We start from the raw sequence: 13957 nt of genomic DNA, 5'->3' as shown, positions 1-13957 counted from the left end.
CCTGCAGGAGACACCCATGAGCACCCACAACGAGTACGACTACATCATCATCGGCGCCGGTTCGGCCGGCAACGTGCTGGCTACCCGCCTCACCGAAGATGCCGATGTCAGCGTGCTGCTGCTGGAAGCCGGTGGCCCGGACTACCGGCTCGACTTCCGTACCCAGATGCCGGCGGCACTGGCCTTCCCGCTGCAGGGCAAGCGCTACAACTGGGCGTACAAGACCGATCCCGAGCCCTTCATGAACAACCGCCGCATGGACTGCGGCCGCGGCAAGGGCCTGGGCGGCTCGTCGCTGATCAACGGCATGTGCTACATCCGCGGCAACGCGATGGATTACGACAACTGGGCCAGCATGCCGGGCCTGGAAGACTGGACCTACCTGGACTGCCTGCCATACTTCCGCAAGGCGGAAACCCGTGACATCGGCCCCAATGACTACCACGGTGGCGACGGCCCGCTGCGCGTGACCACGCCGAAGGCCGGTAACAACGAGCTGTTCGCTGCGATGGTCGAAGCCGGCGTACAGGCCGGCTACCCGCGCACCGACGACCTCAACGGCTACCAGCAGGAAGGCTTCGGCCCGATGGACCGCACGGTGACCCCGAAGGGCCGTCGCTCCAGCACCGCCCGTGGTTACCTGGACCTGGCCAAGCCGCGCCCGAACCTGACCATCGTCACCCACGCGCTTACCGACCGCATCCTGTTCTCGGGCAAGCGTGCGGTGGGCGTGCAGTGGCTGCGCAACGACCAGCCGCAGCGTGCCACCGCGCGCCGCGAAGTACTGCTGTGTGGCGGCGCCATCGCCTCGCCGCAGATCCTGCAGCGTTCGGGCGTCGGCCCGGCCGACCTGCTGCGCAGCCTGGACATCGACCTGGTGCACCACCTGCCGGGCGTCGGCGCCAACCTGCAGGACCACCTGGAGATGTACCTGCAGTACGAGTGCAAGAAGCCGGTCTCGCTGGCACCGGCACTGAAGCTGTACAACCAGCCGGCCATCGGCGCCGAGTGGCTGTTCCTGGGCACCGGCATCGGCGCCAGCAACCAGTTCGAGGCCGGCGGCTTCATCCGCAGCGACGCCGAATTCGACTGGCCGAACCTGCAGTACCACTTCCTGCCGGTGGCGATCAATTACAACGGCTCCAACCCGATCAAGGCGCACAGCTTCCAGATGCACGTCGGTTCGATGCGCTCGCCCAGCCGCGGCCGCATCCACGTGCGTTCGAAGGATCCGCGCGAACATCCGAGCATCCTCTTCAACTACATGTCGCATGAGCAGGACTGGCGCGAGTTCCGCGCGGCGATCCGCATCACCCGCGAGATCTTCGCGCAGCCGGCGCTGGCACCGTACAGCGGCCGCGAGATTTCCCCGGGCAGCGCGCTGCAGACCGATGCGCAGATCGATGCGTTCGTCCGCGAACATGCCGAGACCGCCTACCACCCGTCGTGCTCGAACAAGATGGGCCACGCCGATGACCCGATGGCGGTGGTCGACGGCCAGGGCCGCGTGCACGGGCTGGAAGGCCTGCGCATCGTCGATGCCTCGATCATGCCGCAGGTGGTGACCGGCAACCTCAACGCGCCGACCATCATGATGGCCGAGAAGCTGGCCGACGTGATCCGCGGCCGCACCCCGCTGGCCCGCAGCACCGCGCCGTACTACAAGGCCAACGGTGCACCGGTGCGCAAGCAGGACTGACGCAAGCGCCCGGCTTGGCGACACGGTCGTGCCGGCCGCTGGCCGGCATCCACCGGAATCCCGATCGAGCGCAGACGCCGGCCAGCGGCCGGCACGACCAAGCAAAGAGGCCCTTCGGGGCCTCTTCGCGTTTTCCCTACGGCGGGGTATGCTGCAATGAACGGCCATTGTCGCTACGCTCAGGGCCGGAACCTAATACATCACGATTCCTGGAGGGGGAATATGAGTCTGGATCGTCCCTGGCTGCAGAGCTATCCGAAAGGCGTTCCCGCCGAAATCGACGTCAACGAGTTCCATTCGGTAGCTTCGGTCTTCGACGCTTCCGTCGCGAAATTCCGCGACCGTCCGGCCTACTCCAGCTTCGGCAAAGTGCTCACCTACGGTGAGACCGATGCGCTGGTCACCCAGTTCGCCGCCTACCTGCTGGGTGAGCTCAAGCTCAAGAAGGGTGACCGCGTCGCCCTGATGATGCCCAACTGCCTGCAGTACCCGGTGGCCACCTTCGGCGTGCTGCGCGCCGGACTGACCGTGGTCAACGTCAACCCGCTGTACACCGCGCGCGAACTCAAGCACCAGCTGGTCGACGCGGGCGTCAGTGCGCTGGTGGTGGTCGACAACTTCGGCGACACCGTCGAACAGGTCATCGCCGATACGCCGGTCAAGCACGTGGTCACCACCGGCCTGGGCGACCTGCTCGGCGCCAAGGGCGCGATCGTCAACTTCGTGCTGAAGTACGTCAAGAAGATGGTGCCCAACTACCACATCAAGGGCGCCGTCCGCTTCAGGCAGGCGCTCAAGCTGGGCAGCCGCCACGCGCTTCCGAAGGTCGAGATCGACCACGACGACATCGCTTTCCTGCAGTACACCGGCGGTACCACCGGCGTGGCCAAGGGCGCGATGCTGACCAACCGCAACCTGATCGCCAACATGCAGCAGGCGTCGGCGTGGCTGTCCACCTCGGGCATCGAGCCGGGCAAGGAAGTGATCATCACTGCCCTGCCGCTGTACCACATCTTCGCGTTGACCGCGAACGGCCTGGTCTTCATGAAGTTCGGTGGCTGCAACCACCTGATCACCAACCCGCGCGACATGAAGGGCTTCGTCAAGGAGCTCAAGGGCACCCGCTTCACCGCCATCACCGGCGTCAACACGCTGTTCAACGGCCTGCTCAACACGCCCGGCTTCGACGAGATCGACTTCTCTTCGGTCAAGTTCACCCTCGGCGGCGGCATGGCGGTACAACGTGCCGTGGCCGAACGCTGGAAGAAGGTCACCGGGGTGACCCTGGTCGAAGCCTATGGCCTGACCGAGACCTCGCCGGCGGCCTGCATCAACCCGCTCACCCTGCCCGAGTACAACGGCGCCATCGGGCTGCCGATCCCGTCCACCGATGCGTGCATCAAGGACGACAACGGCAACATCCTGGCGCTGGGCGAAGTGGGCGAGCTGTGCATCAAGGGTCCGCAGGTGATGAAGGGCTACTGGCAGCGCCCGGAGGAAACCGCCACCGCCATCGACGCCGACGGCTGGCTGCACACCGGCGACATGGCGAAGATGGACGAACAGGGCTTCTTCTACATCGTCGACCGCAAGAAGGACATGATCCTGGTGTCCGGCTTCAACGTGTACCCGAACGAGGTCGAGGACGTCATCGCGATGATGCCCGGCGTGTTGGAAGTGGCTGCGGTCGGTGTCCCGGACGAGAAGTCCGGCGAGGTCGTGAAGGTCGTGATCGTGAAGAAGGACCCGAACCTGACCGCGGAAATGGTCAAGGAACATGCCCGGGCCAACCTGACCGGTTACAAGCACCCCAGAATCGTAGAATTCCGAAAGGAGCTGCCGAAGACCAACGTCGGCAAGATTCTCCGTCGCGAGCTGCGTGATACGCCCGCCCAGTAAGGGTTTCCGGGCGGCACAACAGTACAGGGGACCCCGCCGGAGACGGCGGGGTCTTTTTATTGCCGGAACATGGCCGGCCCGGCGCTTGCGGGCGGTTCACGACGGGTGCATAGAATCAGTCGCCGCCGCATGTTCAGCTCGCCCCCTCACTCCTCTCCGTCCGCTCTGCGGTTGGCCGGACGGTCACACGGAGAACTCCCATGTCTGCAGTACGTCCCATCATTACCCGTCCCTCGCAGCACCCTACCCTGCGTATCACCGAAGAACCCGAGCGGGATGTTTACTGGATCCATATGCACGCCAACCTGGTCAACCAGCCAGGCCGGCCGTGCTTCGCCTCGCGCCTGGTCGATGACATCGTCGACTACCAGCGCGAACTGGGCGATCGCCTCAGCGCCTCGCACGCTCTGTCACCCCATGTCGTACTTGCCTCGGACAGCGACGTGTTCAACCTGGGCGGCGATCTCGAACTGTTCTGCCGCCTGATCCGCGAAGGCGACCGTGCCCGCCTGCTCGACTATGCCCAGCGCTGCGTGCGCGGCGTGCATGCCTTCCATGCCGGCCTGGGCACCCGTGCCCACAGCATCGCCCTGGTCCAGGGAAACGCACTGGGGGGCGGCTTCGAGGCCGCACTGAGCTGCCACACCATCGTCGCCGAGGAAGGCGTGTTGATGGGCCTGCCGGAGGTGCTGTTCGACCTGTTCCCCGGCATGGGTGCCTACTCCTTCCTGTGCCAGCGGATCAGTCCGCGGCTGGCGGAGAAGATCATGCTGGAAGGCAACCTCTACACCGCCAGCCAGCTGAAGGAAATGGGCCTGGTCGACATCGTGGTGCCGGTGGGCGAAGGTGTTGCCGCAGTCGAACAGGTGATCAAGGAAAGCCGACGCATCCCGCACGCCTGGGCGGCGATGCGTGAGGTCAACGAGATCGCCACCATGGTGCCGCTGCATGAAATGATGCGGATCACCGAGATCTGGGTAGACACTGCGATGCAGCTCGGCGAGAAGTCCCTGCGCACCATGGATCGGCTGGTACGGGCGCAGGCCCGACGCAATGGCGACCCGGCCTGATCGTCTGGCGGGTCAGGACGGGCTGCGCTCGCTGTCGTCGCGGTGCGGTGCCCCCGCACTACGGGCAGCCAACGCATTCCTGCCGTTGCGCAGAGCGGTCGCCAGGTTGCCGAGGCGGGAGCTCCATTCACCCTTCAGCTGCCAGTCCGCCATGCGCATGATTTCGCCACTGGAGGCGGCAACCTGGACAAGCCCCAGGTTGCTTGCCACGCCGCGCAGCGCGTGGGCGTGCTCGCGGAAATCCTCCCAGGCCTGGCGCTCGCCGCAGCCTTGGAGCTGGCCCATGCTCGCGTCGACGTCCGCCAGGCACTGGTCGATGAACTTGCGTTCGAAGCCATCGCCCATGCCCAGCGACGCCAGCTCGTCCAGCACCGCGGTATCGAGCACGCCATCGCCGACCGGCAATGCAGGCACCGACTGGATGCCGGGCTCGGCGCGGGTGTTGGCGGCGACATCGGCCAGCACTTCCAGCAGGCGGGTGGCCACCACGGGCTTGGCAAGGAAGGCGCGGGCGCCGGCCTGCTCGCAACGCAGGATGGACTCGGGGGTGACGTCTGCGCTCAGCACCATGACCGGAACGTAAGGCATGCCGCTGGCCTGCATCACCCGCAACTGCTTGAGCAGATCCAGTCCGCTCATGCCGGGCATGTGCAGGTCGACGATCGCTGCGTCGTAACTGGCCTGCTCCAACGCATCGAGCACTTCGGCGCCGCCGTTGACGCAGGTGACCTTGTGGCCGGCCTTCTCCAGCAGCCGCTGCAGCACCATGCGGTTGGCCTCGTGGTCGTCGGCGACCAGAACCCGCAGGCTCCGCACCCGTGCACGATGGCGCAGGAAGGGGTTGGAAAACGCGATGACATTGCCGGCTTCAGCCACCTCGGACGGAACCGCCGGGGCTGATGAGGTGTCTGCGACGTCCAGCGTGATCTCGACCCAGAACACGCTGCCGCGCGGGCTGTTCGGCGCATAGCCGACCTGCCCGCCCATCGACTCGACCAGGCCCTTGGCAATGGCGGTGCCCAGACCGGTGCCTTCATGGCGACGGGCCAGGCCGACATCGCCCTGCTCGAAGGCATTGAACAGGCGTCCGCGCAACGCCACCGGCACGCCGATGCCGGTATCGACGATCTCGAATCGCAGGCGCATCCGCTCGCTGCCCAGCGCATCGGGGCTGGACACGCGCAGATGCACGTAGCCACTGTCGGTGAACTTGACCGCGTTGCCCATCAGGTTCAGCAGGATCTGCTGCAGATGCCCGGCATCCCCGAGCAGGCGCGGCGGCACGTTGTCGTCCACCTGCACGCGATAATCCAGCGATTTGGAGCGGGTCTGCGGGGTCAGGATCAGGTTGATCGCCTGCAGCACGTCGGCCAGCGCGAACTCGTGCCACTCCACGCGCACCTTGCCGGCTTCGATCGCGGAGATGTCCAGCACCTCTTCCACCAGCGCCAGCAGACTGCGGGTCGAGGCCTGGATGGTGTTCAGGCACTCGCGCTGTTCGTCGTCCAGGCGGGTGGTGGCCAGCACTTCGGTCATGCCGGCCAGCCCGTTCAACGGCGTGCGGAACTCATGGCTCATGTTGGCCAGGAAGCGGCTCTTGGCTTCGTTGGCCTGGCGCGCCTCGGCCACCGCCCGGGTCAAGGCATGCAGCAGCGAATCGAAGTACAGCGGAATCGCACCCAGGCCCAGCAACAGGCCCCAGCCCAGATAATCGTGACCGCGCCAGTACGGCGACAGCATCACCGTGCACAGGAAGGCCAGGCAGCCCATGGCCGTGGCCACGCGCAGGTAGGTGCTGCCGTAGCGCATGCCGTTGCCGATCGTCACCCACAGCATCACCGCATACAGCGGTGCGGCCGGCTCGCCCTGGATGGTCATGATCCAGGCCATGCAGGTGTAATCGGTCAGCATGCCGATCACCCGGCGCACATGCGACACGCCCGGATTGACCAGGATCGCGGTCAGCAGGCCGGCGGAAATGGTCAGCTCGAAGGCGAGGATCAGCCACGTCGCCGTCAGCGCCTCACCGCCGCCGCTCAGCGAGCGCCAGCCGAGATAGCTGATGAACAGTGCCGTGATGATGATGCGGATCAGGTTCTGCGCGTGCTCGCTGTCCTCGCGCCCGGACAGGCGCTGCTTGAAGCGGGCCAGCAGCGAGCGCTTGTCGGAGCCAGCGGCGGGCGTCGTATCCATGGTCGGATGTCGCATCCTTCGGCGCAGCAGGGAGGAGCAGCACAACGGTACTGCCAGCAACCCCAACCACAGGGAAATGGCCAGGCCCAGGTTGGCCTGCCAGTAAGGGGTCAACAGCACGGTGGTGCCGAAACTGACCATCGCCAGCACGATGGCAGCAGCCAGGTAGCGCGGCCCGAAGCGCAGGCCGTTGCCCACCGTGACCCACATCACCACCGCGTACACCCACGCCAGCGGCTCGCCCATCTGGATCATGCCGACCGCGATCAGGCCGTAATCGGCCAGCATCCCGGCCACCCGCCGCGGGTCCGAGCGCTCAGGCTTCCACAGCAGCCAACCGAACAGCAGTAGCGACAGGCCCAGCCCGGTCAGCACCGTTGCCAGCACGCCCTGGTACTGGTCCAGCCGGTGCAGGCGGGCACCGGACAACAGTACATAGACCAGGATCAGCGAGATCAGCACCACCCGCACGATCGCCTGGCCATGTTCCGAATCCGGACGCTGCGCCAGCCGACGCCTCACGCGTGCGAACAGGTCCTGCATGTCACCCACCCGGTCGCGTCGATGCCGTCGAGTGCTGGGCGCAGATATCCATCAACTGCTGGTGACCGCGCATCAGCGCATCCACGCAGCGCGGGTCGAACAGTCGGCCACGCTGGGCGTACAGATAAGCCAGTGTGGCTTCCATGGTCCATGCTTCCTTGTACGGACGGGGTGAGATGAGTGCGTCGAAGACATCGGCCACGGCGACGATGCGCGCTTCCAGCGGAATCGCCTCACCGACCAGCCCATCCGGGTAGCCGCTGCCGTCGTATCGTTCGTGGTGGCGCAGCGCGATCAATGCGCCGACCTGGATGAAGCGGTTCTGGCTGCCGCTGAGCAGTTCATGGCCGATGCGCGGGTGCCGGCGCATGATCGCCAGCTCCTCGTCGTTGAGCTTGCCCTGCTTGAGCAGCACGGCATCGGGAATGGCGATCTTGCCCATGTCATGCAGCGGCGCCGCCATCTCGATCAGTCGCACGTCGTCTTCGGGCAGGCCCAGCTGCTCGGCGATCAGCCCTGCCACACGCGCCATGCGCTCGAGGTAGGCACTGGTGCCGGCATCACGGAACTCGATCGCCCGCGCCAATCGCGACAGGGTCTCGCGTTCGCGTTCCTCGACCTCGTGCATGCTCGCCAGCAAGCGCTGTTCCAGCGACAACGCGCGTTGCTTCACGTTCTCGGTCTGCTGGCGCAGCTGCAGCAGGTTGTAGCAGCGCGCGCGCAGTTCGCGCGGGCGGATCGGCTTGACCAGGAAATCGATGACCCCCGCTTCCAGCGCCGCCTGACGAATCGGCTCGTCGCCGACCACGGTGATCAGGATCACCGGAATGTCGCGATGCTTGGGCAGGCGGCGGAAACGGCGGGCGAACTCCAGCCCGTCCATCTCCGGCATGCGGTAATCGAGCAGCAGCAGGTCGACCGGATGCGCCTCGCACCAGGCCAATGCGGTCAGCGGATCACCGAAGTCATACACGCTCAGTTCGGGCGCGATGTCCTCGATGACGTGACGCAGCATCGTCCGGGCGGACGTCTGGTCGTCAACAATGACGATGTTCAACGCGTACTCTGCCTGGTTTCTCGACCATGCTGGATCATCAGCAGGCGAGGATACCCTGCCGCTGCGAACGCTCGCACCCTGCATCGGCCTGACTCCCGTGTCATGCGTCCCGGTTCATGATCGTCATCACATTGTGAAGCGGACTCTCCACAATGCGTACTCCCCCTGGCGCCGATCAAGCCATAACAGACGTCAAGGTAGTGCATTAACGATACGCCGAGTGCGGGAGGCGTCAATCGCGCCGTCTCATTTCGCGACGGCGCGCACAAACAGGAGTCAAAAAGACGACTTACTGCTCCGGACGCATGTACGGGAACAGCAGCACGTCCCGGATCGAGCTGCTGCCGGTCAGCAGCATCACCAGGCGATCAACGCCGATGCCGAGGCCGCCGGTCGGGGCCATGCCGTACTCCAACGCACGGATGTAGTCGGCGTCGTAGTGCATGGCCTCGTCGTCGCCACCCTCCTTCGCCGCCACCTGGGCCTGGAAGCGCTGGGCCTGGTCTTCCGGGTCGTTCAACTCGGAGAAGCCGTTGGCCAGCTCCTTGCCGTTGACGAACAGCTCGAAGCGGTCGGTGTAGCCCGGATCGTTGTCGTTGGCGCGGGCCAGCGGCGAGACTTCCACCGGGTGGTCGGTGATGAAGGTCGGCTGGATCAGCGTGTGCTCGACCGTGGCCTCGAAGATCTCGAGCAGCAGCTTGCCCCAGCCGTAGGACGGCTTGACGCGGATATTCAGGCGCTCGCAATGGCGCAGCAGCGCGTCGCGGTCGGTGCAGTCGGCGACGGAAATCTCGGGGTTGTGGTGGCGCACCGCCTCGTCCATGCGCCAACGGCGGAACGCCGGGCCCAGGTCGATCTTCGCCCCGTCCCACTCGACCTCGGTGCTGCCGTTGACGGCCTTGGCCACGTCACGGATCACGCCTTCGGTCAGGTCCATGATCTCGTTGTACGTGGCGTAGGCCTCGTACAGCTCCATCATGGTGAATTCCGGGTTGTGGCGGGTGCTGACGCCTTCGTTGCGGAAGTTGCGGTTGATCTCGTACACGCGCTCCAGGCCGCCCACGGTCAGGCGCTTGAGGTACAGCTCCGGCGCCACGCGCAGGTACAGGTCCAGGTCCAGCGCGTTGTGGTGGGTGGTGAACGGCTTGGCCGCCGCGCCGCCGGGGATGTAATGCATCATCGGCGTCTCGACTTCCAGGAAGTCGCGGCTGTCCAGCCAGGCGCGCATGGCGCGGATGATCTTCGAGCGCTTGATGAACACCGCGCGCGATTCCGGGGTCACGATCAGGTCGACGTAGCGCTGACGATAGCGCTGCTCGACGTCGGCCAGGCCATGCCACTTGTCCGGCAGCGGGCGCAGCGACTTGGTCAGCAGGCGGATCGATTCGGCCTTGACCGACAGCTCGCCGGTCCTGGTGCGGGTCAGGCCGCCTTCGACGGCGATGATGTCGCCCACGTCCCAGCCCTTGAAGGCGGTATAGGCATCGCCCAGCACCGTGCCCTGCAGGAACAGCTGGATGCGGCCGGACTCGTCCTGGATCTGCGCGAAACTGGCCTTGCCCATGATGCGCTTGGCCATCAGGCGGCCGGCCATCTTCACCTGGCGGCCATTGCCTTCCAGCGCCTCGGCGGTCCACTGTTCGACATCGGCGAACTCGTCCTGCAGGCGGCCGGCGAAGTCCTCGCGACGGAAATCGTTCGGATACGCGATGCCCTGCCCACGCAGCGCTTTGAGTTTCTCACGGCGCTCGGCGATCAACTTGTTTTCGTCGACGGGGGGGGTATCGGTAGCTTCGCTCATGGATCTGCGGGAATCGTGTAGTGAGGGGGATCTTGCGCCCGGCACAGCCGGTTGCCCAGCATACCAAAACCGCCCCGCCCCGGCCGGGAGAGGGGTCAGATCCCTTTGCGCAGCAAAGGGATCTGACCCCGTTTGGCGATGCCCCCGGTAGCCGACAACCTGGGTTGGCGTCCTGCGTGCCGACCAAGGTCGACACCTACCGGGCGGATCGGCCGACCCTGCTTCGCCGTTACCTGTTCCCGGGGAACGCCTGCCGCAGCTCGTCCACCAGCACCCGCTGGTTCTCCGAGTAATCAACCGGCACCGACACCAGGTGCACCCCGCCCTCGTTGAAGGCCGCCTCCAGCGTCGGGATGAACTGCTCGATGGCGGTCACCTCGTGGCCCTTGCAGCCGTAGGCTTCCGCGTACTTCACGAAATCCGGGTTGCTGAAGGTCATGCCGTAGTCGGTGAAGCCATCTACCGCCTGCTTCCAGCGGATCATGCCGTAGGCGCCGTCGTTGAGGATCAGCACCACCAGGTTCAGGCCCAGCCGACGCGCGGTCTCCAGCTCCTGGCTGTTCATCATGAACCCGCCATCGCCGCACACCGCCAGCACCCGCCGCTGCGGGTACAGGATCGAAGCCATGATCGCCGACGGCAGGCCCGCGCCCATGGTCGCCAACGCATTGTCCAGCAGCAGCGTATTGGCCACCTGGGTGCGGTAATTGCGCGCGAACCAGATCTTGTACATGCCGTTGTCCAGCGCCACGATGCCGTCCGGCGGCATCACCTGGCGCACGTCGTGCACCAGCCGCTGAGGCGTGAATCCAGCCTCCTCGGCTCGGTCAGCCAGGTGTTCCAGAATGGTCGCGCGCAGCGGCAGCAGCGCGTCAGCGTTCGGCACCGCGCCTTCGATACGATCGGCCAACTGGGTCAGCGAACGACCGATGTCACCGATCACTTCCACCTGCGGGAAGTACACCTGCTCCACGGCCGCCTGCGAGTAGCCGATATGGATCACGGTCGGCCCACCCGGGCGCATCACGAACGGCGGCTTCTCGGTGACCTCGTGGCCGATGGTCACGATCACGTCGGCCTGGTCGATCGCCATGTGCACGTAATCGCGCTCGGTCAGCGCCGCGGTGCCCATGTACAGGCCCGAACCACCGGCCACCGCGCCCTTGCCCATCTGCGTGGTGAAGAACGGAATGCCGGCGCGCAACACGAACGCCGACAGCGCTTCGCTGGACTGCGGCCGCGACGCCGCCGAGGCGATCATCAGCAGGGGGCGCTTGGCGTTGCGGATGATCTCCGCCGCCCGATCCAGCGCCTCCGGACTGGCAATGGGACGATCCACCGCGTGCGGCGGAATCAGCGCCACGCCCTCGACCTCATCGGCGGCGATATCTTCGGGCAGCTCCAGCAGCACCGGGCCCGGGCGCTCTTCCTGGGCGACACGGAACGCCTCGCGGACGATGGTCGGGATGGTGCGCGCCGAGACGATCTGACGCGCCAGCTTGGTCAGCGGCTTCATCGTGCTGACGATGTCGACGATCTGGAAGCGCGCCTGCTTGCTGGCGACGATGCCCTTCTGCCCGGTGATCATGATGACCGGCCATGCGCCAAGCAGCGCATACGCGGCGCCGGTGGTGAAATTCAGCGCGCCGGGGCCGAGCGTGGCCAGGCACACGCCCGGCTTGCCGGTCAGGCGGCCATAGGTGGCCGCCATGAACACGGCCGCCTGCTCGTGGCGGGTGATGACCAGCTCGATGCTGGAATGGCGCAGCGACTCGACCACGTCGAGATTTTCTTCGCCGGGAATGCCGAAAATGCGCTCGACGCCTTCGTTCTCAAGTGCGGCGACAAGCAGATCTGAACCCTTGGACATTGGAATGCCGTCCTTTTCGCTGGACTGATGGTGGATCGTTGCAGGAAGGATGGAAGCTGCGCGTCAACGCTTGTCGAACCACACCGTCTGCGCGTTGACGAATTCGCGGATGCCGAAGTGCGAGAGCTCACGGCCGAAGCCGCTCTTCTTCACGCCGCCGATCGGCACGCGCGGATCGGACGCGGAGAAGCCGTTGACGAATACACCGCCGGTCTGCAGCCGGCGCGCCAGCTGCATCGCACGGGCGCGGTCGCCGCTCCACAGGTTGCCGCTGAGGCCGAACTCGCTCTGGTTGGCCAGTTCCACCGCATGGTCGGCGTCGCGGGCGCGGCTGATCGAGGCCACCGGCCCGAACGTTTCGGTATCGAAGGCCTGCATGCCCGGCTCAACCCCGGCCAGCACGGTGGGTGCATAGAACGCACCCGGACGATCCAGCTGGTGCCCGCCGACCAGCAGCTGCGCACCGGCGTCGACCGAAGCGCGTACCTGCGCGTCGAGCTGCTCCAGCAGATCCTGGCGCGCCATCGGGCCGATGCGGTTTGCCGGGTCACGGCCGTCGCCAATGGTCAGTGCCTGCACCTTCTGGCAGAACTGCGCCACGAAACGATCGTAGACCGCGTCTTCGACGATGATGCGCTTGCCGGCGATGCAGACCTGCCCGGTGTTCTGGAAGCGCGAGGCCACCGCCGCATCGACGGCCGCATCAAGATCGGCATCGGCCAGGACGATGAACGGATCGGAACCGCCCAGTTCCAGCACCACCTTCTTCAGCGCCTGCCCGGCCTGGGCAGCAATGCTGCGGCCGGCGGCCACACTTCCGGTCAGGGTCACCGCCGCGATGCGGTCATCGGCGATCGCGCGGCTGGTGCCCTCGCGGCTGATGTTGGCCGCGATGAAGGTGCCCTCCGGCAAGCCGGCATCGCGCCATGCGGCGTCGAGCAGCTGCGCGGTACCGACGATGTTCTCGGCCGGCTTCAGCAGGAAGCCGTTGCCGCCCATCAGGATCGGCACCGCCGCGCGCATCACCTGCCAGTACGGGAAGTTCCACGGCATGATGCCCAGCACCACGCCCAGCGGCAGGTATGACACGTAAGCCTTGTCGTCGGGCACCTGGGTCGGTTCGTCGCGCAGGAACTGCGCACCGTTGTCGGCGTACCAGTCGCACAGCACAGCACACTTCTCGATTTCGGCCAGCGCTTCGGCCTGGACCTTGCCCATTTCGGCGGTAGCCAGCGCGGCCAGCTTTTCACGGTCACGGCGTAGTACCGCGGCCATCGCACGCAGTACGTCTGCGCGCTGTTCGAGGTTCTTGACGCTCCAGGCCGCAAAGCCGACCTGGCCGCGATCCAGGATTGTTTCCAGCTCGGCGTCGGTGGCGAAGGGATGGCTGGCGATCTGCTGGCCGGTGGCCGGATCGCGGGAAATGGCGGTGGTGGGGGCAGCGGACATGCAGGGCTCCTGTTGTCTCGACAACGGGCGGTGGCCCGTCTCCTGCACAGGAATGTGGACCCGAATGGCGGAGGCAACAAGGCGTCTGCTTATCCTGTGACCTGCACTTACCTGCCTGAATGGGGTTTTCGGCAGGGCTGCGCCCTGCACCCGCTACGATCCAGAGCAACAGCAACAGCAGAAGCTGGTTTCCTGAGGGATGGCGGGGTGGGTCCGGTTGCGGGAGACGCCGTAAACCCTTCCATGGGGGCTTGGCCGCGGCATCCATGCCGCGGACACTCCCGCAACCGGACCCATCCCGCCTTCGACAGAGTTCTGCGATCTGTCGGGACGGCGCTCTGCGTTGCTGTTGGTGGGTGTCGACCTTGGTCGACAC

General features: G+C 65.9%; 8 protein-coding genes. 3 read left to right on the top strand and 5 right to left on the bottom strand.

From position 1 onward, the window contains the following. The first annotated feature begins 16 nt into the window (after positions 1–16). From betA to Q9Q79_RS09620, 3 genes are all read left to right on the top strand, one after another. Positions 17–1699 (top strand): choline dehydrogenase, encoded by a 1683-nt coding sequence (gene betA, locus Q9Q79_RS09630; protein WP_012480082.1) that lies wholly within the window; start codon positions 17–19, stop codon positions 1697–1699. A 222-nt stretch (positions 1700–1921) separates the two neighbouring features. Continuing rightward, a complete protein-coding gene (locus tag Q9Q79_RS09625) occupies positions 1922–3598 on the top strand; it encodes a long-chain fatty acid--CoA ligase (protein ID WP_012480081.1) in 1677 nt (558 codons plus the stop codon). A gap of 200 nt (positions 3599–3798) precedes the next feature. Further along, entirely contained in the window at positions 3799–4668 is an 870-nt protein-coding gene (locus Q9Q79_RS09620) for a crotonase/enoyl-CoA hydratase family protein (protein ID WP_012480080.1), read from the top strand. 12 nt (positions 4669–4680) lie between these two features. On the opposite strand, the gene Q9Q79_RS09615 is transcribed toward Q9Q79_RS09620, so the two are convergent. The 5 genes from Q9Q79_RS09615 to Q9Q79_RS09595 form a co-directional block, all read right to left on the bottom strand. Next, the gene (locus Q9Q79_RS09615; RefSeq protein WP_180881253.1) at positions 4681–6861 is read right to left on the bottom strand and encodes a response regulator; all 2181 of its coding nucleotides are present in this window, start codon (positions 6859–6861) and stop codon (positions 4681–4683) included. Positions 6862–7405: 544 nt separating this feature from the next. Next, complete coding sequence (locus tag Q9Q79_RS09610; RefSeq protein WP_006364528.1) at positions 7406–8545, bottom strand: two-component system response regulator; 1140 nt, start codon at positions 8543–8545, stop codon at positions 7406–7408. 205 nt (positions 8546–8750) lie between these two features. Next, complete coding sequence (lysS, locus tag Q9Q79_RS09605; protein ID WP_201862409.1) at positions 8751–10262, bottom strand: lysine--tRNA ligase; 1512 nt, start codon at positions 10260–10262, stop codon at positions 8751–8753. Positions 10263–10491: 229 nt separating this feature from the next. Then, positions 10492–12132 (bottom strand): acetolactate synthase large subunit, encoded by a 1641-nt coding sequence (locus tag Q9Q79_RS09600; protein WP_099527240.1) that lies wholly within the window; start codon positions 12130–12132, stop codon positions 10492–10494. A 63-nt stretch (positions 12133–12195) separates the two neighbouring features. Next, a complete protein-coding gene (locus Q9Q79_RS09595) occupies positions 12196–13581 on the bottom strand; it encodes an NAD-dependent succinate-semialdehyde dehydrogenase (protein ID WP_049460614.1) in 1386 nt (461 codons plus the stop codon). Between the last annotated feature and the right edge of the window lie 376 nt (positions 13582–13957).

The organism is Stenotrophomonas sp. a6, assembly GCF_030913325.1.
GTDB lineage: Bacteria > Pseudomonadota > Gammaproteobacteria > Xanthomonadales > Xanthomonadaceae > Stenotrophomonas > Stenotrophomonas maltophilia.
This window is presented reverse-complemented; position numbering and strand designations above follow the sequence as displayed.

Excerpts from the sequence above, each read along its gene's own strand:
- Q9Q79_RS09615 (WP_180881253.1), bottom strand. The coding sequence starts at position 6,861 with ATGGATACGACGCCCGCCGCTGGCTCCGACAAGCGCTCGCTGCTGGCC.
- Q9Q79_RS09600 (WP_099527240.1), bottom strand. The coding sequence starts at position 12,132 with ATGTCCAAGGGTTCAGATCTGCTTGTCGCCGCACTTGAGAACGAAGGC.
- Q9Q79_RS09595 (WP_049460614.1), bottom strand. The coding sequence starts at position 13,581 with ATGTCCGCTGCCCCCACCACCGCCATTTCCCGCGATCCGGCCACCGGC.
- Q9Q79_RS09625 (WP_012480081.1), top strand. The coding sequence starts at position 1,922 with ATGAGTCTGGATCGTCCCTGGCTGCAGAGCTATCCGAAAGGCGTTCCC.
- betA (WP_012480082.1), top strand. The coding sequence starts at position 17 with ATGAGCACCCACAACGAGTACGACTACATCATCATCGGCGCCGGTTCG.
- Q9Q79_RS09620 (WP_012480080.1), top strand. The coding sequence starts at position 3,799 with ATGTCTGCAGTACGTCCCATCATTACCCGTCCCTCGCAGCACCCTACC.
- Q9Q79_RS09610 (WP_006364528.1), bottom strand. The coding sequence starts at position 8,545 with ATGCAGGGTGCGAGCGTTCGCAGCGGCAGGGTATCCTCGCCTGCTGAT.
- lysS (WP_201862409.1), bottom strand. The coding sequence starts at position 10,262 with ATGAGCGAAGCTACCGATACCCCCCCCGTCGACGAAAACAAGTTGATC.